The following is a 22900-nucleotide window of genomic DNA, read 5'->3' as shown; positions in this document are numbered from 1 at the left end:
CGCAGGATGACCGGCATGACCTCCAGCGCGCGTCCCCTCCTGAACCGCCGGCTCGCCGGGTTCGGGACCACGATCTTCGCCGAGATGTCCGCCCTGGCCCTGCGCACCGGCGCCATCAACCTGGGCCAGGGCTTCCCGGACACCGACGGCCCGAAGGAGGTCAGGGAGGCGGCGGTGAAGGCACTGCGGGACGGCCGCGGCAACCAGTACCCGCCCGGCCCCGGCGTCCCCGAACTGCGCACCGCGATCGCCGCACACCAGCAACGCCTCTACGGCCTCTCCCCCGACCCCGACACGGAGGTCCTCGTCACCGCGGGCGCCACCGAGGCGATCGCCGCGTCGATGCTCGCCCTGCTGGAGCCGGGCGACGAGGTGGTCGCCCTGGAGCCGTACTACGACTCGTACGCGGCCTGCGTCGCGCTGGCGGGCGCCACCCGCGTACCGGTCACCCTGCGCCCGCGCGAGGGCCGCTTCCACCTCGACCTCGACGAACTGCGCGACGCCGTCACCGACCGCACCCGCCTGCTGCTGATCAACACCCCGCACAACCCGACCGGCACCGTCCTCACCCGCGAGGAACTGTCGGTGATCGCCGCGCTGGCGGTGGAACGCGACCTGCTGGTGGTCACGGACGAGGTGTACGAGCACCTGGTCTACGACGACGCCGAACACGTCCCCCTGTCGACCTTCCCGGGCATGCGCGACCGCACGGTCACCATCTCGAGCGCCGGCAAGACCTTCTCCTTCACCGGCTGGAAGGTCGGCTGGGTGACGGGGAGCCCCGAGCTGGTGACGGCGGTCCGCTCGGCGAAGCAGTACCTGACGTACGTCTCCGCGGGCCCGTTCCAGTACGCGGTCGCCGAGGCCCTGCGCCTGCCCGACCCGTACTTCGCGGACCTCCGCGCGGACATGCAGGCCAAACGGGACCTGCTCGCGGGCGGCCTGGAGCGGGCGGGCCTCAAGGTCTTCCGCCCGGCCGGCACGTACTTCGTCACCGCCGACATCCGGCCCCTTGGTGAGAGCGACGGTTTCACCTTCTGCCGTGCGCTGCCGGAGCGCTGCGGGGTGGTCGCGATCCCCAACGCGGTCTTCTACGACCACCGTGAGCAGGGCGCACCCTTTGTCCGCTTCGCGTTCTGCAAGCGGCCAGGCGTGCTGAAGGAGGCGGCCTCCCGGCTCAAGACGCCGGCCGCCTGACAGCCACAGACGTACCAGCAGATGTACCGGCGCCGCCAGGCCCGGTGACAGCGCCCCCGGCTCATGCAGGACAGGGGCAGCAAAGAGTCACACCGGCCCCGAAGGACACGAACCCGAGCTGGGCCCCACGAAGAAGGTGATGTGCGGGCGGTAGCCCTCCTCTGCCAGCCAGGCGCGGGCCCGGCCGCGCTGTCGCTCATCGCGGAACCGGTGGTACCGGCTCCAGGAGCGCTCGTCACCAGCGAGGATGTCCTTGAAGCGCCGGAAGGCGCCCCGCCCACCGATGGCGATCCGCAGCCTGTCGGCAAGGGCGGTGTCCTCGACCTCTTCGATGAACAGCTCCATGTCCCGGTAACCGGCCCGGGACCCCAGAGCCGGCGCGTACAGCCATCGCTCGGGATCGTCGTCCTCCTCGGCCTCGGGCCCAGGCCCCAGCTCATCGGTGAACGCAGGCCAGCACTCCCCGGTGGACAGATCGATCCGGCCACCGGACTCGGTCGGGTCGCCCTCCAGCAGCATGGCGAGCATCTCCAGATCGACCGCGAGCGGGCACAGGAGGGGGACCGCCGCGTCTCCCGTGGCCGCGCGCAACCGGTCCGCCAGCTCCTCATCGCCCCAAAAGCCGCGCTCCTGGAGCGCGCCGAGAAACAAGGCCGCCATCTCCGCAGCCCCCGGCAGGCCCTGCGCCGCGGCCACCGCCACACCATCGCCGGCCAGTTGCAGCACCTCGCGCACGGGGCCACGGTGCAACGCGGCAAGCAGCGCCACGCCGTCCTGCGCGTGGAGCGCGCCACACAGGGCCCGCAGCCCGTCCTCGTCCCATCCCTCAGCCACGACCCCGACGGTAACGCGCCCCCGAGGACGTACGACGCCGGGACCCATCGGTTTCCCTCCGCCCGGCTCCGTGCCGGTGCCGGCGCACCCGGCGCCTGGGGGGCCAGGCGGTGTTGCCCGGTCAGCGGCGCCGCTTGCGGCCGCTCTTGCCTGAGGAGCGCCGAGCCTTCCGGGCGCGGCCGAGGCGGGCGCCGTGGGTACCCAGTGCCCGGGCCGCCAGCTGCCTGAGCTCGTCGAGTCCGGCCCGGTCCGGGTGCGCGGAGTCCAACGCGGCGGCAACCGCGTCCCTGGCCTGGAGGCCCTGGGCGCGCAGCGTCTCCTCGGCGCCGTCCCCGCCGCCCGCCGACTCCACGAGCTGAAGCAGGCTCTCGGCGAGCACCAGCAGAGACTCCGCATCGCTCATGTCCTCTGGGGACAGCAACTCACGGTGTGCCAGCGTGTTCAGCGCCGGCGGCGCCAGCTGTGTGTCTCGCCGCAGCGTGCGCAGCAGCCGCTCGCCCTCACCGTCCGGCAACGCCGTCAGCAGCACGTCGAGCATCGCCTGCGCACGCGTGCGGAAGGTCATGGTCCTTACGGCGTCGGTCAGTTGCCGCAGGGCACCTTCCCGCTCGCCGCGGGCCGTGATCCAGCCGGCCAACTCCGTGCGGGCGGCGTCCGGGTCGTAGTCCTCGGCCAGCACCCCCAGCAGGCCGGCCGCCGGCGCCTGCGCCAGTTCACCGACCAGCGGTGCGTCCCTGCCGGCCTCCAGCAACCGCTGCCGTACGGCCCGGGTACCGAGCTCGGTGAGACGGATGAGCTCGACCGGCCCGGCGGTCAGCTCCTCTCGCCGGGCATCGGCACGCTCCCGCGCCACCGGGTCCGTTGCCGCCCCCGCGACGCCCAGCAGCTCCGCGACTTCCGCCGGCATGTCCGCGAGCAGCTCGGGACCGGCATCGGAGAGGTCGATGTCGAGGAACACCGGATCGGCCATCCCACGGTCACGCTCGATCACGCCCAGGTCGTCCAGCAGGTCGAGCACCGCGCGCAGGTCCCGGTCGGCGTGCTCGAACCACATCCGGTGCTGAAGGTCCGACCCGCCATCGAGCTGGAAGGAGGTCCGATAGGCCAGGTGTACCGTGTCGCGCAGCCGCGGCCAGGGCATCGGGTACGGCAGGCTGTAGAGCGTGTTCAGCACGTCGTCCAGGACGTCCTCGTAGACGTCGAAGAGCATCGACTCGACATGCCGGCCGCTGCGTGCCCCGATCAGGGCCTGCCGCAGCTCGAAGCACGCGTCGAAGGCGCGCAGCCACAGCCGAAGCGGGTCGGCCAGCACCGGCCGGGCCTTGGCCACCGCATACAGACGCCCCTTGACCACCCGGACCAGGCGCGCCTTCTTCGCCCACTCCACCAGCAGTCCCAGCCGCGGCAGGTCGGCCGAAGAGCGCACCCCCTCAATCCTGTCGCCGGTGCCGAGTCCGTCCACCAGCTCGCGGGCCTCCACCATCCGCAGCCGCCCCGCCGCCGTCACCGGGCGGCCGCCCTGCCCCGCCCATCCGGCGAGTCCGCGCAACTGCGCCACGGTCGTCGACGCCTCGGCCCGTCTGCGCAGTTCGTCGTCCGGAGGAAGCATCACGGGCAGTTGCGGCTCGGCCCGGGCCACGCCGGACAGCGAACGGCCGGTCAGCCGCCGTTCCATGATCGCGGCGAGAGCCTGCTGATCGTAGACGACCTCCCCGCGCCGCGCCCGGTCCGCGAAGCGCTGCAACGCCGCCCCGTCCTGGACGTCCACGCCCTGCTCCGCGGCCGTCACCGCCCAGAACTTCGCCAATCCCCAGCGAGTGCGGTCCGTCATCGCCGCCAGATGCTGTTCCGCGACCCTGTCGACCACGGCGAGGGAATCCTGGAGTGAGGGGCCGCGCGGGTCCGCCAACTGCGCGGCGTGCAGATAGCGCAGTAGCGTGCGCAGTGTGCCCGGGGCGTCGGCGCGTTCCTCCCCGGGAAGCTCCGTGACCTGCTCGGGAAGCCAGGAGAGCAGCAGTTCCTCCACATGGCGCGGCTCCCACAGCCCCAGCCGGCCGTCGGCAGTCGCCCGGTGTCGGTAGTCCAGGGCCGCCTCGGCAGTGAATCCGTCCACCGGCAGCCCCTGCTCCCCGGCCCACCGAACCACGCGGTCGACCAACAGCCCGCACGCCGCCTCGAACTCCTCTTCGGCCTCGGGTTCGAACCGCATCCGCATGAAATCTCGTCCACCTGTCTGCAGCAGTCGTTGCCGTGCCACGCTATCGCCGAACCGGGGCCGGCAACTCGGCCGAGGACGAGCGGCCCGCTACCTCAGCGCAGTACGTGGTGGTCGCCACCCGCAGCAAACGCGGCTTCGAACCTCATTGCGGCGAAACGGACTTCGTCGCACGGCCTCACTGCACAGAACGGCACGCCCCCTGGCCGATCCCGATCGACGAAAGGCCAGGCCATCCCAGCCGGCTGCCCCGGCCAGGAACGACCACGCCCGACGACAACGGTGCCAACGACACGGGCCTGGCCGGCGGGGAGTCCCTCGTCAGCGGGCGTCCGCCTCGGACTCCGGGCGCGGGAGTTCGTCGAGGTCGAGGGTGAAGGTGCGACCGTCGGCCAGAGGGATGGGGAGCTTGCCCGTGCCGTACTTGTGGGTGTGTGCGGCGATGTAACCGGTGGCGGTCGGCTGGGTGTGAAGGACGACTTCCCGGGCGTAGGGGTCCACGACCAGGTAGATCGGGATTCCGTAGCGGCCGTACTTCGCGGTGCAGTCGTCGTAGTCCTTGCGTGCGGAAGAGGTCGAGACGACCTCGGAGATCAGCAGGACGTCCTCGAAGCTGTAGCGCTTGCCTTCCTTGCGTGCGTCCTCGCGCAGGATCGCGAGGTCGGGGGCGGAGTTCTCGTCGGCGGGGAAGTCGATGTAGACGTCGGAGGTGACCTTCGCGTGACGGCCGAGGGCGAGAGCGGAGTCGATCTGCATCGACCTGATGGTGCTGGAGTGCTCTTCGCTCTGCGGGGTCATGATCACCTTTCCGTCGGCCCCGAACAGGACCGTGTACCCCTTGGGGAACTCGGTGTGCACGATCGCATCGACGCTCATGGACGGCTCCTTCCCGTGTGTGGTCAGGATACGGCGGACAGTGCCGCGTCACCGAGCCCGTCGGTACGGCCGGCAGACCGGTCCGGACGGGTATGCGGCCCGCTCGCCGCCGGTGCCGGAGATCCGCGGCGGGGCCTGTCGCACGACATAGGAATAGGTAGGCCAACGAGGTGTCGGCTGGGTGACGGGGAGCCCCGAGCTGGTGACGGCGGTCCGCTCGGCGAAGCAGTACCTGACGTACGTCTCCGCGGGCCCGTTCCGGTACGCGGTCGCCGAGGCACTCGCGCTGCCCGAGTCGTACTACACCGCGCTCCGCGCGGACCCGCGCGCCAAACGGGACCTGCCGGCGACGGGCCTGACGGAGGCGGGCTTCGACGTCCTCCGGCCGGCCGGCACCTACTTCATCACCGCCGGCATCCGCCCCCTCGGCGAAACCGACGGCGAAACCTTCTGCCGCGCCCTCCCGGAACGCGCCGGCGTCGTCGCCATCCCCACCTCGGCCTTCTACGACCACCGGGAGGCAGGCGCCCCGTACGTCCGCTTCACCCTCTGCAAGAGGGACGACGTTCTCCACGAAGCCGCCGGCCGACTACGAGGCCCGGCACCCTGAGCGCACGAACCGCGCAGTGCTTGCCCGGCGTCGGCCCGGCCGCTCCGAAAGTCCGCGGCGGGGGGTGTCCAGCTGAGTGAAGAGCGAGCGGGCCCTGGCGCAGGAGTGCTGGGTCGAGCCGGTCGGGGCAGTCGGTGTTGACACGGATCGTTGTCCACCATCGGACAACCGCTCGGCGCGCAGCCTTCCTGGCACCCGGCTCAGGGATGGGGCGGGCCGTGGCTGCTCGGCAGCGCAAACGCATCAGCCGTCAGGGGGCGCCGCGAAGCCGAAAGCATCGAAGCTGTGGTCGAGGCCCCCAGGGACGACCGCGTGAGCACGCCTCAGCTTCCTTCGGGCGCGTGTCCATCCTGATAACCCCCGAGATGTCGGGGGGTGGTTCGGATAGCCGGTGGAAGGAGGTCGTTCCTAGCCTCGGGCCATGACTCCTCGCCGCTTGTCGTTGTCCGCCGCCGTTCTGGCGCTGGCCGTGGCGGTTTCCCCGTCCGCGGCGGCCTCACCACCCGTGCCGCGGCCTTCTCCCGTGGACCAGTCCCTGCAGCACGACGCCGACGTGCTGCGCGACGCCGGAGTCACGGGGGTCTCGGTCCGCCTGGAGACCCCCCGTGGGGCCGTCACCGCCCGCTCCGGGGTGGGTGACCTGGTCAGTGGCCGCCCGGTTCCCGAGGACGGCCATCTGCGTCTGGGCAGTGTCACCAAGACGTTCGTCGCGACCGTGTTGCTGCAACTGGTGGACGAGGAGCGGCTGGCGCTCGACCAGACGGTGGAGCAGTTACTGCCCGGGGTGGTGACCGGCGCCGGAAACGACGGTCGTGCCATCACGCTCCGCGACCTGCTGCAGCACACCAGCGGACTGTACGACTACACGGCCGACGTGTTCCCCGACCCGAGCGCCGAAACGTACTACGCCCCTCGGTGGCATGCCTACCGGCCGGCCCAACTGGTCGCCATGGCCATGCGCCACGAGCCCGTCTTCCCTCCAGGAACGGGCTGGGAGTACTCCAACACGAACTACGTCGTCGCCGGCATGGTCATCGAGAGCGTCACCGGCCGCTCCTGGGAGCAACAGGTCCGCGACCGCATCCTGCGCCCTCTCGGAATGCGTCACACGGACGTCCCCGGTACCCGGCCCTTCCTGCCGCAGCCGCACGCGGCCAACTACCAGCAGTTCGCCCCGGACGGTCCGACGGTCGACACCACGATCCCCTACCGTCCCTTCGACGCCGGGGCCGATGGATCGCTGACGGGCACGGCCCGTGACCTCAACCGCTTCTTCACCGCCCTGAACCGGGGACGGCTGCTGGAACCCGCCACCCTCGCCGCCATGCGGACCACCGTCCCCATGCCCGAGGACAGTGGCCATCCCGTGGACACCCGGAGCGGTCTGGGGCTGTTCCTCACGCCCTTGTCCTGCGGTGGCGGTTATCTCGGTCACGGGGGGAGCGGTTTCGGTTATCTCGTCCGGGCCGCCACCACGACGGACGGCCGCCGTAGCATCACCGTCTCCGCGCACAGCCGTCCGGGAGATCCGGACACGGCGGCCCGCCAGGAGAACGTGCTGCGCGATCTCGTCGACCGCGCCCTCTGCCGTACCGCGTGAGACGGATCGGGCAGCGGGCCTGTGCGGAGACCGAGGGAGCCCGGCTCCGGGACGACCTCCGGGGGTCGGTCCCGGACCGGGCTCCGTCGCACCTGCGGGGCGAGTGGCTACTCGTCCTCGGGCTTCTCCGCCTCGTTGACTTCCTGCTCCAGGCCGAGCTGCTCGACGAGCCACTTGTCGAACTCGATCGCGGCACGCACCCAGCTGACCGTCGAGGAGACGAAGTGCTCCAGGCTGACGCCCGTGCCGATCAGCATCTGGGCCTCGCCGATCAGGCGGACCGTGCCGTCGTCATGGGTGTGGGTGTAGACCTTGGGCCACAGGGTGCGGCGGTTCCAGTCGTCGATCGACTCGAGGAGCTGCTGCTTCTCCTCGATGCCGTGCGGCCGGTCGTAGAAGGTCCGCACGGAGAAGATCTGCTGGTCGCCCTCCCCGCGGAACATGAAGTAGGTACGGAACTGCTCCCACGGCGCCGCGAGGTCTCCCTCGTCGTCGACGACGTACTTGAGCTCCATCTGGTCGAGGAGCTGCTTCACGAGGTCCTGATCCGGGACGACGGGGCCTGCGGGGCCCTGGGGCTGCGGCTCCGGCTGCTGGCCCCCGAAGCTGGGAATCGAGGACGGGTCGATGGACATGCTGGGACACTCCTGCGGTCGTCTGGCGTCCGGCCGTGGATGGGACCAGACGTACGTCCCACCCTCTCTCTCTTGGCACGTGCCGGGCAACCTGCCTGGCCGAGGGGTCTCCCCGCGCGCCGGTCTCCATGATCACATTCCGATGACCATGGAGACCGTACCCCTGAGGGGTATTACAACGTCTTGCCCGTGGCCGGACCCACCAGGAGGCCCTCGCCGGCGCGGTCCACGCGGACCGTGTCGCCGTCCTTGATCTCGCCGGACAGGATCTCCTTGGCGAGCCGGTCGCCGATGGCGGTCTGCACCAGGCGGCGCAGCGGGCGGGCGCCGTAGGCCGGGTCCATGCCCTCCTCCGCCAGCCAGGCCAGCGCCTCGGGGGTGACGTCCAGGGTGAGCCGGCGTTCGGCGAGGCGCCGGCCCAGGCGGTCGAGCTGCAGCGCGGCGATACGTGCCAGCTCGGGCTTGGTCAGCGCGGAGAAGACGACCAGGTCGTCGAGGCGGTTGACGAACTCCGGCTTGAAGGAGGACCGGACCACTTCCAGGACCTGTTCCTTCTTCTGCTCCTCGGTGGTCAGCGGGTCGACCAGGAACTGGCTGCCCAGGTTCGAGGTGAGGACCAGGATGGTGTTGCGGAAGTCGACCGTGCGGCCCTGGCCGTCGGTCAGCCGGCCGTCGTCGAGCACCTGGAGCAGGATGTCGAAGACCTCCGGGTGCGCCTTCTCCACCTCGTCGAGCAGCACCACGCTGTACGGGCGGCGGCGCACGGACTCGGTGAGCTGGCCGCCCTCCTCGTAGCCGACGTAGCCGGGCGGGGCGCCGACCAGGCGGGCCACGCTGTGCTTCTCGCTGTACTCCGACATGTCGATGCGGACCATCGCCCGCTCGTCGTCGAAGAGGAAGTCGGCGAGCGCCTTGGCCAGTTCGGTCTTGCCGACGCCGGTGGGGCCGAGGAAGAGGAAGGAGCCGGTGGGGCGGTCGGGGTCCGCGATCCCGGCGCGGCTGCGGCGTACGGCGTCGGAGACCGCCCGTACGGCCTCGCTCTGGCCGATGAGCCGCCTGCCCAGCTCGTCCTCCATACGCAGCAGCTTCTGCGTCTCGCCCTCCAGCAGGCGGCCGGCGGGGATGCCGGTCCAGGAAGCGACGACGTCCGCGATGTCGTCGGAGCCGACCTCCTCCTTGACCATGGTGTCCCTGGCGACCTCCTCCTCGGCCTCGGAGGCTGCCTCCAGGTCGCGTTCCAGGCCGGGGATCTCGCCGTAGAGCAGCTTGGAGGCGGTGTCGAAGTCACCCTCGCGCTGGGCACGTTCGGCCTGTCCGCGCAGTTCGTCGAGCTTCTCCTTCAGCTCGCCGACCCGGTTCAGGGACTGCTTCTCCTTCTCCCAGCGGGCGTTGAGGCCGCGCAGTTCCTCCTCCTTGTCGGCGAGATCGCGGCGCAGCTTCTCCAGACGCTCGAGGGAGGCGGCGTCGGTCTCCTTGCCGATCGCCAGCTCCTCCATCTTCAACCGGTCCACGGCACGCTGGAGTTCGTCGATCTCGAGGGGCGATGAGTCGATCTCCATGCGGAGCCGGGAAGCCGCCTCGTCGACGAGGTCGATGGCCTTGTCGGGCAGGAAGCGGGAGGTGATGTAGCGGTCGGAGAGGGTCGCGGCCGCCACCAGCGCGCTGTCGGCGATCTGCACCTTGTGGTGGGCCTCGTAGCGGCCCTTCAGACCGCGCAGGATGGCGATGGAGTCCTCGACCGACGGCTCGGCGACCAGCACCTGCTGGAAGCGCCGCTCCAGCGCCGGGTCCTTCTCGATCCGCTCACGGTACTCGTCGAGAGTGGTGGCGCCGACCATGCGCAGCTCGCCGCGGGCGAGCATCGGCTTGAGCATGTTCCCGGCGTCCATGGCGGAGTCGCCACCGGCGCCGGCGCCGACGACCGTGTGCAGCTCGTCGATGAAGGTGATGACCTGCCCGTCGGAGTCCTTGATCTCGGCGAGGACCGTCTTCAGCCGCTCCTCGAACTCGCCGCGGTACTTGGCCCCGGCGACCATCGCCCCCAGGTCGAGCGCGACCAGCCGCTTGTCCTTCAGCGACTCGGGCACGTCGCCCTTGACGATCCGCTGTGCGAGCCCTTCGACGACGGCGGTCTTGCCGACGCCGGGCTCACCGATGAGCACGGGATTGTTCTTGGTGCGGCGGGACAGCACCTGCACGACCCGCCGGATCTCCTGGTCCCGGCCGATCACCGGGTCGAGCTTGCCCTCACGGGCGGCCTCGGTGAAGTCGGTCCCGAACTTCTCCAGGGCCTTGTACTGGCCCTCGGGGTCGGCCGTCGTCACCCGACGCGCTCCTCTCGTCTGCTGGAAGGCTGCCTGCAGCTTCTTCGCGGTGGCGCCCTGCCGGGACAGTACCTCGCCGGCGGCGCCCCCCTTCGCGGCGACGCCGAGGAGCAGGTGCTCGGTGGAGAGGTACTCGTCGCCCAGGTCACGGGCGCGGGACTGGGCGTCCGCGATGACGGCGAGCAGCTCACGGTTGGGCTGGGGCGGGGCGACGGTGGATCCGGCGACGCTCGGCAGCCCGGCGAGGGCGCGCTCGGCCCCGGAGCGTACGGCGGCCTGGTCGGCGTCGACCGCGGCGAGCAGGTCGGTGATGTTCTCGTTGTCCTGCCCTTCGAGCAGGGCGAGCAGCAGATGGGCAGGGGTGAGGTCGGGGTGTCCCCCGGCCAGGGCCCGATTGCCGGCTGCGTTGATCGCGTCCCGGCTCCGGTTGGTCAGCTCGGCGTCCACGTTCGCGTTCTCCTCCTTGCGATGACCCTCGTTCAGCGGCCTTCACTGCTGACTCGGCTTGGCTGACTCAATCAGCGTACACAAACTTGAGTCTATTCCACTCAAGGTGAGGACGGGAGGTTCGGACGGCCCCCAACCCCGGGATTCCACTTCCGGCGCGGTCGACTCCCGCGCACGCGGACATGGACGCGGATGCGGATGCGGATGCGGATGCGGATGCGGATGCGGATGCGGATGCGGATCAGGCACGGATACGGATACGGACACGGTCGATGCCATGATGTGAGGCGAGCGCGGAGGAAGCGTGAAGACACAAGGCCGACGTGAAGACGCGGGGCCGACGTGAAAGGCGCGCGACGGACCCGCACGCGGGGGACGACAACCGCCGGTCGTGGGCGACACTGGAGGGGCGACGGTCCGCCGCGCGGACCGGCCGAAAGCGCGCGGCGGAGGTACGGACGGGGCGCCGCGGGCGGGCGCGGCCGACACCGGATCCGGCGCGGGAGACCATGGAAAACGCGCTCACACGCGCGAGGGGCAGGAGTGAGGCCGCGGTGATGGTTCGCACCGTCCAACGACCGGTTCCGGCCATCACCGGACCCTGCCCATACCCGGAAACGTCCCCGAAAACTGCAGTGGCGTCACCGTGTTCAGGTCACGGTGACGCCACTGCCGGGGGAAGCACCTGCGCGATCTTTTACGACGGGGGGATCGCGTCAGGCACTGCGGGGGGTGGCCGAGATGGTCCGGGCGGCGGGGGAGTCGGACTCCACCTGCTCATGGTCCCGTTGGTCCAGGTTCACAAAGATCATTCCGTACCGGATGGCACACCGCACGGGCTGCGGCGCCCCGCGGGGCCGTCGCAGGCACCGGTACGCCCGCACGTCCTGATCCTCGTCGCGCGTGACGACGACCGGTTCACCGAACACGGTCACCATCAGGGAGTCACCGCTGTGGGGGATGGCGGTGACCAGGTCGATGAAGTGCCATCCGGACCGGTAGGCGGTGGCCATCTCACGGCGGAAGGATCGGTCGTCGGGAGGCGTGGTCATCACTCAGGCCCAACTACTGTCGTCCGCGGCTACGGACTGGGCGCCCACCACCGGTCCCCAGCTACTGTCCGCCCGGACGTCGCCCTTCATGCCTGCCAGGCCACTCAGCACCCCGAAGGCCACGACGGCGGAGAATGCGGCGACAAGCACCGAGCGAAGCGTTCTCTTGCGCATAGTCGGCTTCGTCCTCACTCGAAGATCACCCTTTTCCCCCGTCAGGTACGACGATGGCTCATTCAGGCACGTCATGGCCACACGATCGGTGCATCATGTTCCTGCATGTTCAGGACCCTGGGGGGTGGAGATTTACCAATGAATCCGACCAATGAGACACATCCCCACGCGGTCACCGAACTGTGCGAGGCCGGCAGCCGCCTCTACGCCGACGCCCTGCGTGCGGGCCGCATCGCCCGCACGGACGTGGAGCCCGCTCCCTGCCTGATGGAGCTCGCCCTGCTGCACCCCGACCCGGACGACCCCGCCTGGCTGCGTCCCCTCTCCCCGGCGGTGGCCCTGGCCCACCGGCTCAACCCGCTGGAACGGGAGATCACCGAACGCAGGCGGATGTCGATCGAACTGGCCGACGCCTTCGAACCGTTCATGGCCCTCAGCGCCCAGGCGACGATGACCACTCACTCGATCACGGTGCTGGAGGGCTTCGACCGGATAAACGCCGCCCTCGATCTTGCCACCGCGCAGTGCCGGTCCGAGATGCTCACCGTCCAGCCGGGCGGCCGTCGGCTGGAGCACAGCCTCGCCCAAGGGCTGGAGCGCGACCAGCAGCTGACCGAGCGGGGGGTGCGCATCCGGACCCTCTACCAGCACACCGCCCGCCACAGCCCCGAGACGCTGGCGTACGTGGCACGGTTCGACACCGGCAGGGTGGAGTACCGCACCATCGACGAACTCGTGGAGCGGCTCATCATCTGCGACGAGACCGTGGCCTTCATCCCCACCCGTGACGACCGTCAGGTCGCCCTGGAACTGCGCCACCCCGGCCTGGTCCGCTACCTGATCAAGGTCTTCGAGTTCATGTGGACCCGCGCGGTCCCCCTGAGCATGGGCGCCCCGTACGAACCGGCCTCGGACGGCCTCACGGACATCCAGCACTCCATCGCCAAACTCCTCGTGGAGGGCCACGTCGACGAGGCCATCGCCCGGCGCCTGGGGATGAACGTCCGCACCTGCCGCGCCCACATAGCCAAGCTGGCCTCCGCCCTCGGCAGTGGCAGCCGCGCCCAACTGGGCTACCTCATCGCCCAGTCGGGGATCCTAGAGCAGGGCAAGCCAAGCCAGGGAGCAAGCCACGCATGAACGGGAACGCGCACGACGACGCACGGGCGGAGCTGTGTGAGGGGGACCTGGACCTCTACACCCGTGCGCTGCGCCAGGGGCGCGTACCCGCCGACGGGGCCGATGAGGCGGCGTACCTCGCCGGCCTCGGCCTCCTGGACCCCGCCCTCGACGACCCGAGCCGGTGGGAGCCCGTCGCGCCGCACATCGCCCTGCACCGGCTCCTCCGGGCCTCGGCGGACCGAATCGCCCGGGAACGGCAGCGGGAGGAGCGGCTGGTCGAGGCGTTCGAGCCGCTGATGCGGGCGGGCCGCCCCGACGGTGTCCCGACCACGCCCCTGCTCACGCTCCACAGCGACAAGGAGCGCATCGGCCGGGTCATCAACGAGGCGATGGCCGACGCCGGTGAACTCCTCGCCATCCAACCGCACAACAGCTACATACACCCCAAGCCCGACTTCCACGAGGCCGCGATCCGGCGCGACCAGGCCCTGCTCGGCCGCGGTGGCCGCATCCGCGCCCTCTACCAGCACACCCTGCGCCACTTACCCTCGCTGGTTGCCCGCTACGAACGGCTTACGGGTGACGTCGAGGCCCGGACGCTGGACGAGATCACCGAACGCCTCATCATCGTCGATCGCACCGTCGCGTTCGTCCCCGCCAACGCCGACCGCACCTCAGCCCTGGAGGTCCGCCACCCGGCGCTCGTGGGTTACCTCGCCACCGCCTTCGACCGCCTCTGGCGCCTCGCCACGCCGATGCACCCCCAGGCGGTCCGGCAGCCCACGCTGAATGGCGTCACGCCCCGCCAGCGCGCCATCGCCGCGCTCCTCGTCGAAGGCCACACCGACGCCGTCATAGCCGACCGCCTCGGCATGAACGTCCGCACCGCTCGCGTGCACATCGCCAAGATCGCCGTGACACTGGGCAGTCGGAGCCGGGCTCAGCTCGGTTATCTCATCGGGCAGTCCGGGATCCTCGATCAGGAACCGTGACGGAGGCCGCCGATCGCGGCGGGCCGTCCAGGCCGGCCTGGGCTATTTTGACGCCCAGCTGAGTACGGCTGGCCGCGCCCAGCGTCTCCGACAGCCGGGCGATGTGGGCGCGGCAGGTGCGCACGCTGATCCCCAGCCGCTCCGCGATCACCGCGTCCTGGTGGCCCTCCGCCAGCAGCGCCGCGATGGACCGCTCCCGGTGCGAGATGCCCTCGATGCCGGTGTCGGGGAGCGGGGCGGCCAGCGGGAGGGCGAGCCGCCACAGCCGCTCGAAGACCGTGCCCAGGTACTCCACCAGCGCCGGGTGCCGCAGCTCCAACGCCATCGAACGCTCGGCGTTGGCCGGAATGAAGGCGACCGTGCGGTCGAAGAGGATCAGCCGCTCGGTCACCTCGTCCAGCGTTCGCGCCTCCACCGCGTCGCCCATCAGCTCCAGGTACGTGTGCAGTCCCTGGCCGTGCCGGGCCACATGCGTGTAGAGGTCCCGCATCCGCACCCCGCGCCCGCGCAGTGCCGTCGCCCGGTGCAGGCCCTCCGACAGCTCCGCCTCGCGCCGGATGCCTCCGGGCTGGACCGTCAGCACCTCCGTGGTGCACGCCTGCGTCGCCTCGTCCATCGCGGCCTGGATACGGGCCACGCCGTCCAGCACCCGGATGGCGGGGCCCTCCCCTGCCGTGGCGGCCAAGACCGGCGGCGACTGCGCCCCGCGGTCGAGGCCGACGTACCACTCGAAGGCCTCGACGGCCGAACCCACCCGCCGATGACTCGCGCTGACCTCGTCGTACATCCCCCGCAGCAACCGGGTCATGACCTCCTGCGGGGCGGTCGGCACCAGCCAGTCCATGTCGTCGGGGTCGGGATGCAGCAGGGCCAGGTCCAGCAGACAGGGCACCGGCTCCGCGTCCCGGCGCGGTATCCGCCCGCGCCGTACGGCCCGGGAATACACGCGATCCCCGATGTCGCACAGTCGGTCAGCACCATGTGGATGCTCGCCCGTCCCGCGCCCGGCCATTGCCCGTCCCACCCCCGGTTCAGCCACTTTCCGATGCGCAACTATGCGCGGACCCAACCGGCTCCGCAACACGGCCCGACCACACAGACGTACCTTTCCGCCACCTTAATCACTTTATATCAACCCCCTCTGCGTGCCTCACTGCAACAAGATGAGGGTGGTGTCCGGTCACGCAGTGGTGCGATCGTCGGTGATCACTCAGGGATTTCGTCGGGCACTTGACGCCGCCGCGACCACGGTGGCAGTCACCGCATCGACACACCACGGGGAAGGGGAAAACCACCGTGACCAGGTGGGATGTCAACGAGTCGACCGACAAAGCAGGTCTCATAATTCCTTCCGAGGAGGACAACAGGAAGAAGAACACCATCGCGCCGAGTGGCGCCGGAACAACCCAGGACGCGGCAAACCGTCTCCGGATCCCACAGAATTTTGATTTCGATCAACTCACGAACCGAGAGCGACAGGTCCTCGCACTTCTCTCTGACGGACCATCCAATCGTGCGATCGCCAGACGGCTCGGCATAGCGGAACGTACCGTGAAAGCACATCTGACAAGTCTGATGCGGAAACTAGGCATTCAAACGCGACTCGAAGCAGCCTTGCTCTCCAACCTGCACAGCGAAGGCACACCTCCCGGGGAGGTGCCCATAAGGGCTATACCCCAAGGTCCAATGGGCAGAAAGTCCTCCCGTACGGCACCTTGATTTCCGTCAGCCGGAAAATCCGGCCGGGCGACCCACCAGGGGCGCCCAACGGAATCAAGGGGAGGGACTATGCACAAAAAGACACGCGTGATCGCCGCTTCGGTGGTGGCCGCTGTGACGCTGGGTGTGGCTGCACCCGCGGCGTCTGCCGTTTCTGCTCATCGGACCGCTGCCGGTGCCGCGTCGCCTCACGGCGCTGCAGCGTCGCCGACCACGGTGGTGGTGTATCACGAGGTAGAACTCAGCTCCGAGGCCGCGGCCCGTGCAGAGGGGGAGCGGGTCGCACAGGGCAAGCTCGGCGCGCTCAAGAAGCTGCTCAAGAAGAGCCAGCCGGTGTTCAAGGCGGCCGTGAAGGCCGCGAAGAAAGGGAAGGCCGCCTTCGACAGGTGGGTCAACAGCCTTTCGAACTTCAATCCGGTGAAGTGGGCAATCAAGGCGTCGCCGAGCTACGTCGTCAGTGAGCTGATTGCCTGGCTGGCCCAGCAGGTTATCTGATCGAACGGAGCGGGGCCCCTTCCGGCCCTGGGGAGGAGCCCCGCTCCATGAGAGGAAGAACGTATGAAGAAGCCACTCGGACAGGCAGTCGCGGACAACGTGTGGGGAATGGCGGCATTATTCGTCTGCGCTTCTTTCATTTTATTTGTTTCCGTCCACACCGAGAGTGCGAGAACGGCCGGCTGGGTTCTCTACTACTGCGGCTGGATACCGCCCGTGGGCATGAGTCTCTGGTGTCTGGCCCGGCGAGAAAAGCTCGGCATCGGTGCTTTGTTTTCATTCACCCTGCTCATCGTCTCCGGATTTCTCTTCTGGTTGAACCATGGCTGACCCGACAGCCCCGCCACCTTTGGTGGCCGCCCGGGGCCTGACCAAAGACTTCCGCGGCCGCCGAGTACTTTCCGATGTTTCCCTACAACTGTCCCCGCGTCGGGTGACCGGATTCCTCGGGGCGAACGGGGCAGGAAAGACCACGGCCATCCGGATGATGCTCGGCCTGTTGCCGGGGGCTGGTGAAACGCTGTTCATGGGACGCTCCCTCGCACAGTGGCGCGCTCCGGCTGAGGTGGTCGGCGCAGTTCTCGGCGGCGTCGCCGGACACCCCGAGCACTCAGTGCGGACGCACTTGAGGATGGTGGCCGCCGGCATCGGCGTTCCAGAGGAACGTGGGGGAGAGATCCTGAGCCGGGTCGGCATGCAGGAGGCCGCCAGGCTGCGCCTCGGGCGTCTTTCCCTCGGCATGGAGCAGCGCGTGGCGATCGCTCAGGCACTCCTCGGCAATCCCCGCGTCCTGATCCTCGATGAGCCGGCCAACGGACTCGATCCTCACTCCGTGCGTTGGCTGCGTGGCTTCCTCCGGGACTTCGCCGACGATGGTCGCGCCGTTCTGGTGTCAAGCCATCAGCTGACCGAGATGGAGCAGTCGGCTGACGAAGTCGTCGTGCTCGCGAGAGGCCGAGTCGTCGCCGGCACGTCCATGGCAGATCTCTCCAGGATCGCTCACGGGCGAGTCGGCGTTGAGAGCCCCGCTCTGGACAGGTTGACACAACTGGTCGAGCAGCGTGGCGGGGCCCTCGCCGTCACCGGTTCCGGTACCGCCGATATCACAGGGCTGTCGAGATTCCGGGTCGGAGACCTGGCGGCCGAACACTCGGTGCCGTTGCACTGGCTGGACGAACGGGCGACCTCGTTGGAGGAGTTCTATCTGTCCGTTGCCGATCAGGAGTACGAGAGCCAATGAGTCCCCTGGTGACCAACGAGGCGGATACCGCCACCCATGATCGCGCGGTCCCGGTCGTCCCCCTGGCCGGGACCGCGCTCAGACGGGCTTTGAACTTCGAATGGCTGAGGTTGAAGGGCCTGCGCTCGACCTGGGCGGCGCTGGGGTCGCTGACTGTTCTGGCTCTGCTCAACGGCGTGCTGCTCCCGATGGAGGCAGCCGAGCCGGAGAGGGGCGGGCAGCCCTTTGTCGAGTTCGCCCGGTTGGTCGACACACTGCAGTTCAACGCAATCGCCATGCAGCTCCCCCTCAGCGCTTGGCTCTTGCTGTTCGTGTTCGGAACCGGCCCGATCGCCTCGGAGTTCAGGCACCGGACGGCGCGCACGGCCTGGTTGACAGTGGGCAGCCGTGGTCTGTCGTATGCGGCCAAACTCCTCGTGGGAGCGCTGGCCGCGCTGACCGGTGCCGCCGTTGGCCTCGGCCTCAGCATCACCGTAGGCTCGGCAGCCCTCGCCGTGCGAGGGCTGCCACAGCCCGACTGGCCGGCAGCCTTCGGCCCTCTGCTGAGATACCTGGTCGTCATGACGTTCCTGCCGATACTGGCCGGAGGTCTGGCCTCGCTGGTCCGAAGCCGACTGGTGGCGGTACTCTCTCTCACCCTGTGGCCGCTTCTCCTCGAGAGGATATTCGGCCTGGCCGTCGCATCCCTCACAGGTATCGACGAGGTCCGGGCGTGGCTCCCGTTCGCAGCAGCCCGGGCCGCGATGAACGGTGCGGAGCAACCGGACGGGTTCACCAGGGCACTGATCGGCAGTGACCTGGCCCCCCTGACAGGTCTGAGCACATTCTGCTCTTACGCGACCGTTCTCGCGTGCTGTGGATGGCTGGGCTACCGGCGACGGGCGGCCTCGTGAGCCCGAGCACACCGGTGGCCGCCCGCCGCCTGGCCGACGTCGACGCACTCCGGGGATTGGCCCTGCTGGGCATCCTCATGGTCAACAGCGTGCAGATCATGGATCCCTATGCGTCGGAAGGGGTTCGTGAGCCCGGCGCGGCCTTTGTGGACAGTTTCGCCATGTGGCTGGTGACGGCACTGGCCACCACCAAGTTCTACCTGTTGTTCTCGTTCCTGTTCGGCTACAGCTTCACGCTCCAGACGGCCTCGGCCGACCGGGAGAACGCGAACTTCACACCACGCTTCCTGCGCCGGTCCCTGGGCCTGCTGTTGCTGGGCCTGGTGCACGCCGTGCTGCTGTACAACGGCGACATCCTCATGACCTACGGCCTCCTTGGACTGCTCCTCCTGTGCGCCAGGCGGATCACACCGGCCATCGCGGTCAAGACCGCTGTCTGGATCTACGGGATCTTCGGTGTCGTCCTGACGTGTCTTGGCGCACTCGCGGCATTCGACCGACACGGGAGTGGCGCCGACCCAGGGAAGATCGCAGAAGCCGTGAGCGCATACCGCGGCGATGCCGGCACGGTCCTCCAGGCGAATCTGGACCGACTGCCGGATGCCGTCCTCGGTGTTCTCCTTATGGCCCCCGGGGTTTTTGCCGCCTTCCTCCTCGGGCTGGCCGCAGGCAAGCGGGCCCTGCTCTCGCGCGACGGCACATCCCGTTCCCAGTTGGTTCGGTGCGCCACCGTCGGGCTGTTCGTCGGGGCACCGGGAGCGTTCTTCTTCGCATCCGCCTGGCTGGGGCCGCTCGGTGAGCGATGGCAGTACCTGGGACTTGGCGTGGGAATACTGACGGCTCCCGCCTTGACGTGCACCTACGCCTGCCTGCTGCTGCTCATGCTCCGCTCATCGTGGGGAGACGGAACCGGGCGGTGGCTCGCCCCAGCGGGCCGGACGGCGCTGACGAACTATCTGACGCAGTCCGTGATCCTGACCGTCCTCGCCACCGCGTACGGTTTCTCCCTCTACGGGCGCATGGGCACTGCCGCGCTGCTGGTGCTCGTGTGCGCCGTGTACGGCATTCAACTCGCGATCAGCGCGGTGTGGTCGCGGCGATTCCGGCACGGCCCCGCCGAGTGGCTGCTCCGGACCATCACCCTGGCAGGCCCGCCACAAAGACGTGCCGACCGGTGAGAGATCCACGCTCTCCCGAGGGCGGGGCCGAACGCCGACGGCCCTCCCGCGTCACCGGCCGCGGCCGGTGACGCGGGAGGGCCGCCCGATGCTAGTTCAACCCGGCTTCCTCGCACGCCTCCTTGTAGGCGGCCGTGCAGATGTCCGACAGCTTGTAGATCCCGTCGGCGACGACCGTGTCCGCGATGTTCTCCTTGGTCAGGGCGACCACGGGCACGAGCTGCGCCGGAATGTCCTTGTGGGTGGGGCTGTCGACGCGGTCGCCGGCCAGCGCGTCGAACTGGATGCTCTTGCCCTGGACCCGCGCCACCGCGATCTCCGCGGCGTTGTCCGCCTCGGTCGGGTAGGACTTGTACACGCTCATGAACTGGTCGCCCAGGAGGATCCGCTGCACCGCGGCGAGTTCGGCGTCCTGACCGGTGATCGGAGGCAGCTCGCTCACGCCGGCCGCCTCCAGGGCCTTGACGATGCCGCCCGCCATGCCGTCGTTGGCGGAGTAGACCGCGGCGATGTCGTCCGCACCGATCTCGGCGATCGCCTCGGCCATGTTGGCCTCGGCGTTCTCCGGCTTCCAGTCCTTGGTGTCGTAGGACTTGGCGATGGTCACCGTGCCCTTGAGCTCGGACATCGCGCCCGCCTTGAACTGCTTGGCGTTCGGGTCGGTCGGTGAGCCGTTCATCATGACGACCTTGCTGGTGATCCCGCCGTCGCCGCCGAGCGCCTCCAGCAGGGAGCGGCCCTGGACCTCGCCGACCAGCTCGTTGTCGAAGGAGATGTACGCGTCGATCGGGCCCTCGGCCAGCCGGTCGTAGGCGATGACGGGGATGCCCGCGTCCTTGGCCTTCGTCACGTCCTCGGCGATGGCGTGCGCGTCGACCGCGTCCAGCACGATGACGTCCACCTCGTCCTCGATCATCTGCTGCATCTGGCTCGACTGCTTGCCGGCGTCCGCCTCGGCGTTGGCGTAGTCCACCTTGCCCTTGTCGCTGGTGAGCTCCTCCACCTTCTTCTTGAAGATGGGGTAGTCGAACTGCTCGTACCGGGTGTTGGCCTTCTCCGGCAGCAGGAGCCCGATGGTGACGTCGTTCCCCTTGGTGGGGCTCGCTCCGTCACTGCTCCCCGTCGCGTTGAGTGCGCCGCAACCGGCGAGCACGACGGACATCGAGGCGGCGGCGGCTGATATGGCGATACGACGCATACGGGAGCTCACTTCAGTGCGTTTTGGACGTGGGCACAACATTGCGGCCCATGTGACTGAAAAGCCAACGCTCCAGCGACCACTGGCGTCAAGACCAACTACTTAACGAGATGAACACAGCACCGTGCGCTGAAGTCGTGTGGGCTCGGCGAAAGACTCGCACATAACCCCTACACACGCATACACGTGCTGCTCACAGCTGTGCGCGGGGCGTACGCCGGGGCGCACGAACGGAGAGGTGACGAGCCGTCAACCGTCCGTGCACAGGTGATGCCCAAAGGTCCGGGCGAACCTCCGGGCATCACACGCGACCACTTCCGTCGCAGCGCCGCCGCACCGGTCCGGCGCTTTCACGCCACCCGACCGACCACCCGGCCGGCGGCGGCAGAGCGTCCGATGTCCGGCGGCAGGCGCCCGGCCGTCAGTCGGGCTGCTGCTGGCGCTTGGGCCGCCACACCACCAGCGCGCTGGTCTGCTGCACCTCCTGGTACGGCACCAGGTCCCGGCGGTACGACGCGTGCACCGCCGCCTCGCGCTGGCGCATGGTCGCCGCCGCGCCGTCCAGCGCGCCCTCCAGGTCCGCCACCCGGGCCTGGAGCGCGGCGACCTGGTTCTCCAGTTCGATGATGCGCTTGATGCCGGCCAGGTTGATGCCCTCGGTCTGCGACAGCTGCTGCACCTGGCGGAGCAGCTCGATGTCACGGGCCGAGTACCGGCGGCCCCGGCCGGCGGTGCGGTCCGGGGAGACGAGCCCCAGACGGTCGTACTGACGCAGCGTCTGCGGGTGCAGCCCGGAGAGCTGGGCCGCCACCGAAATGACGTAGACCGGGGTCTCCTGCGTCAGTTCGTACGGATTGCGTCGACGACCGTCCATCGCCCTCAAGCTCCCTTCGCGGCCTGGAACAGCTCCGCCCGCGGATCGTCGTCCGCGGTCGCCTCGCGATACGCCTCCAGCGCGTCACGAGCCTTCCCCGGAAGATCCTTGGGAACACTCACCTCGACGGTGACCAGAAGATCACCGCGCGAACCGTCCTTGCGGACGGCTCCCTTGCCCCGCGCCCTCATGGTCCGCCCGTTGGGTGTCCCCGGGGGGAGCTTCAGCGTGACCGGCGGACCGCCGAGCGTCGGGACGCGGATCTCACCGCCGAGCGCCGCCTCCGGATAGGTGACCGGGACGGTGACGGTGAGATTGTCGTCCTTTCGGCCGAACACCGGATGGCTGCCGACGTGCACGACCACGTAGAGGTCGCCCGCCGGGCCGCCGCGCTCGCCCGGAGCGCCCTTGCCGCGCAGCCGGATCCGCTGGCCGTCGCTGACCCCCGCGGGGATGCGCACCTGCATCGTCCGCGAGGACTTGGCCCTGCCGCTGCCCTTGCAGATGTCGCAGGGGCTCTCCGCGATCAGCCCGCGGCCCTTGCAGTCCGGGCACGGGTCGGTGAGCGAGAAGCCGCCGCCGCTGCCCCGGGCGACCTGCCCGGTACCGACGCAGGTCGGGCACACGCGCGGCGTGCCGTTCTTGTCGCCGGTGCCCGAACACGCCTTGCAGGCCTGCTGGGAGGACATCCGCAGCGGGACCGTCGCCCCCTCGATCGCCTCGGTGAAGCTCAGGGTGACCTCGGACTCGATGTCCTGGCCGCGCCGGGGCTGGGTGCGCGTGGTGCCCGTGCCGCCGCCGCGGTTGAACAGGCCGCCGAAGACGTCACCGATCCCGCCGCCGAAGCCACCGGCACCGGCCTGGCCGCCGCCCTGACCACCGCCCGGGCCGCCTCCGAAGAGGTCACCCAGGTCGAAGTTGAACGACCCGGCACCGCCCGCCCCCGGCCCCGCGCGGAAACCTCCGCTGCCGAAGAGCGAGCGCGCCTCGTCGTACTCCTTGCGCTTCTTGGGGTCGCCGAGGATGTCGTTCGCCTCGGAGATCTCCTTGAAACGCTCCTCCGCCTTGACGTTGCCCTTGTTGGCGTCCGGGTGGTACTCGCGGGCGAGCTTCCGGTACGCCTTCTTGATCTCGGCCTCGGTGGCGTCCTGAGGGACGCCGAGAACCTTGTAGTAGTCCTTCTCGATGAAGTCCTTGGTACTCATCCCCGACATCCCTCCTCTCC

The 22900-nt window shown here is 69.4% G+C and carries 21 protein-coding genes and 1 pseudogene; 11 read left to right on the top strand and 11 right to left on the bottom strand.

Annotated elements, in window-relative coordinates; all coding sequences use genetic code 11:
- Positions 1–6: 6 nt before the first annotated feature.
- Complete coding sequence (locus tag ACWZEH_RS18215; protein ID WP_456192243.1) at positions 7–1197, top strand: pyridoxal phosphate-dependent aminotransferase; 1191 nt, start codon at positions 7–9, stop codon at positions 1195–1197.
- 87 nt (positions 1198–1284) lie between these two features.
- Here the strand turns inward: ACWZEH_RS18215 and ACWZEH_RS18210 are convergent, their stop codons facing one another.
- From ACWZEH_RS18210 to ACWZEH_RS18200, 3 genes are all read right to left on the bottom strand, one after another.
- Positions 1285–2031 (bottom strand): UPF0158 family protein, encoded by a 747-nt coding sequence (locus ACWZEH_RS18210; protein ID WP_456192242.1) that lies wholly within the window; start codon positions 2029–2031, stop codon positions 1285–1287.
- Between the two features lie 121 nt (positions 2032–2152).
- Positions 2153–4246 (bottom strand): hypothetical protein, encoded by a 2094-nt coding sequence (locus ACWZEH_RS18205; protein ID WP_456192241.1) that lies wholly within the window; start codon positions 4244–4246, stop codon positions 2153–2155.
- A gap of 321 nt (positions 4247–4567) precedes the next feature.
- Positions 4568–5122 carry a Uma2 family endonuclease gene (locus ACWZEH_RS18200; RefSeq protein WP_456192240.1) on the bottom strand — a complete coding sequence of 185 codons (555 nt, stop codon included), beginning with the start codon at positions 5120–5122 and terminating at the stop codon, positions 4568–4570.
- Positions 5123–5294: 172 nt separating this feature from the next.
- Between ACWZEH_RS18200 and ACWZEH_RS18195 the strand changes: the two are divergent.
- Positions 5295–5732, top strand: a pseudogene (locus ACWZEH_RS18195) (aminotransferase class I/II-fold pyridoxal phosphate-dependent enzyme); the annotation flags it as partial.
- A 421-nt stretch (positions 5733–6153) separates the two neighbouring features.
- Entirely contained in the window at positions 6154–7332 is a 1179-nt protein-coding gene (locus tag ACWZEH_RS18190) for a serine hydrolase domain-containing protein (protein ID WP_456192239.1), read from the top strand.
- A 107-nt stretch (positions 7333–7439) separates the two neighbouring features.
- Here the strand turns inward: ACWZEH_RS18190 and ACWZEH_RS18185 are convergent, their stop codons facing one another.
- From ACWZEH_RS18185 to ACWZEH_RS18170, 4 genes are all read right to left on the bottom strand, one after another.
- The gene (locus ACWZEH_RS18185; protein ID WP_456192238.1) at positions 7440–7967 is read right to left on the bottom strand and encodes a YbjN domain-containing protein; all 528 of its coding nucleotides are present in this window, start codon (positions 7965–7967) and stop codon (positions 7440–7442) included.
- Between the two features lie 173 nt (positions 7968–8140).
- Positions 8141–10738 (bottom strand): ATP-dependent chaperone ClpB, encoded by a 2598-nt coding sequence (gene clpB / locus ACWZEH_RS18180; RefSeq protein ID WP_456192237.1) that lies wholly within the window; start codon positions 10736–10738, stop codon positions 8141–8143.
- Between the two features lie 716 nt (positions 10739–11454).
- Positions 11455–11790 carry a Rieske (2Fe-2S) protein gene (locus ACWZEH_RS18175; RefSeq protein ID WP_042163890.1) on the bottom strand — a complete coding sequence of 112 codons (336 nt, stop codon included), beginning with the start codon at positions 11788–11790 and terminating at the stop codon, positions 11455–11457.
- A 3-nt stretch (positions 11791–11793) separates the two neighbouring features.
- Positions 11794–11940, bottom strand: coding sequence for a hypothetical protein (locus ACWZEH_RS18170; protein WP_456192236.1), 147 nt, complete (start codon positions 11938–11940; stop codon positions 11794–11796).
- 162 nt (positions 11941–12102) lie between these two features.
- On the opposite strand from ACWZEH_RS18170, the gene ACWZEH_RS18165 reads away from it, so the two are divergent.
- The gene (locus ACWZEH_RS18165; RefSeq protein WP_456192235.1) at positions 12103–13104 is read left to right on the top strand and encodes a helix-turn-helix transcriptional regulator; all 1002 of its coding nucleotides are present in this window, start codon (positions 12103–12105) and stop codon (positions 13102–13104) included.
- Positions 13101–14078, top strand: coding sequence for a helix-turn-helix transcriptional regulator (locus tag ACWZEH_RS18160; RefSeq protein ID WP_456192234.1), 978 nt, complete (start codon positions 13101–13103; stop codon positions 14076–14078). Before ACWZEH_RS18165 ends, ACWZEH_RS18160 begins: the two co-directional genes overlap by 4 nt.
- Here the strand turns inward: ACWZEH_RS18160 and ACWZEH_RS18155 are convergent.
- Positions 14041–15090 (bottom strand): helix-turn-helix transcriptional regulator, encoded by a 1050-nt coding sequence (locus tag ACWZEH_RS18155; protein WP_456192233.1) that lies wholly within the window; start codon positions 15088–15090, stop codon positions 14041–14043. The genes ACWZEH_RS18160 and ACWZEH_RS18155 overlap by 38 nt on opposite strands.
- 284 nt (positions 15091–15374) lie before the next feature.
- On the opposite strand from ACWZEH_RS18155, the gene ACWZEH_RS18150 reads away from it, so the two are divergent.
- The 6 genes from ACWZEH_RS18150 (at position 15375) to ACWZEH_RS18125 (ending at position 19603) form a co-directional block, all read left to right on the top strand.
- On the top strand, positions 15375–15797 hold the full coding sequence (locus ACWZEH_RS18150) for a helix-turn-helix domain-containing protein (RefSeq protein ID WP_456192232.1): 423 nt from the start codon (positions 15375–15377) through the stop codon (positions 15795–15797).
- Between the two features lie 69 nt (positions 15798–15866).
- A complete protein-coding gene (locus ACWZEH_RS18145) occupies positions 15867–16292 on the top strand; it encodes a hypothetical protein (protein WP_456192231.1) in 426 nt (141 codons plus the stop codon).
- 63 nt (positions 16293–16355) lie between these two features.
- The gene (locus ACWZEH_RS18140) at positions 16356–16622 is read left to right on the top strand and encodes a hypothetical protein (protein WP_456192230.1); all 267 of its coding nucleotides are present in this window, start codon (positions 16356–16358) and stop codon (positions 16620–16622) included.
- On the top strand, positions 16615–17532 hold the full coding sequence (locus ACWZEH_RS18135) for an ABC transporter ATP-binding protein (RefSeq protein ID WP_456192229.1): 918 nt from the start codon (positions 16615–16617) through the stop codon (positions 17530–17532). Before ACWZEH_RS18140 ends, ACWZEH_RS18135 begins: the two co-directional genes overlap by 8 nt.
- An 8-nt stretch (positions 17533–17540) precedes the next feature.
- Entirely contained in the window at positions 17541–18425 is an 885-nt protein-coding gene (locus ACWZEH_RS18130; RefSeq protein ID WP_456192228.1) for a hypothetical protein, read from the top strand.
- Between the two features lie 14 nt (positions 18426–18439).
- Entirely contained in the window at positions 18440–19603 is a 1164-nt protein-coding gene (locus ACWZEH_RS18125; protein ID WP_456192227.1) for a DUF418 domain-containing protein, read from the top strand.
- A gap of 91 nt (positions 19604–19694) precedes the next feature.
- On the opposite strand, the gene ACWZEH_RS18120 is transcribed toward ACWZEH_RS18125, so the two are convergent.
- The 3 genes from ACWZEH_RS18120 to dnaJ form a co-directional block, all read right to left on the bottom strand.
- Positions 19695–20801 carry a sugar ABC transporter substrate-binding protein gene (locus ACWZEH_RS18120; protein ID WP_456192226.1) on the bottom strand — a complete coding sequence of 369 codons (1107 nt, stop codon included), beginning with the start codon at positions 20799–20801 and terminating at the stop codon, positions 19695–19697.
- Between the two features lie 421 nt (positions 20802–21222).
- Positions 21223–21675: a heat shock protein transcriptional repressor HspR gene (locus ACWZEH_RS18115; RefSeq protein ID WP_384013994.1), complete on the bottom strand. Its 453-nt coding sequence runs from the start codon at positions 21673–21675 to the stop codon at positions 21223–21225.
- Between the two features lie 5 nt (positions 21676–21680).
- On the bottom strand, positions 21681–22880 hold the full coding sequence (dnaJ, locus tag ACWZEH_RS18110) for a molecular chaperone DnaJ (protein WP_456192225.1): 1200 nt from the start codon (positions 22878–22880) through the stop codon (positions 21681–21683).
- Between the last annotated feature and the right edge of the window lie 20 nt (positions 22881–22900).

Source organism: Streptomyces yamdrokensis, assembly GCF_053890455.1.
This window is presented reverse-complemented; position numbering and strand designations above follow the sequence as displayed.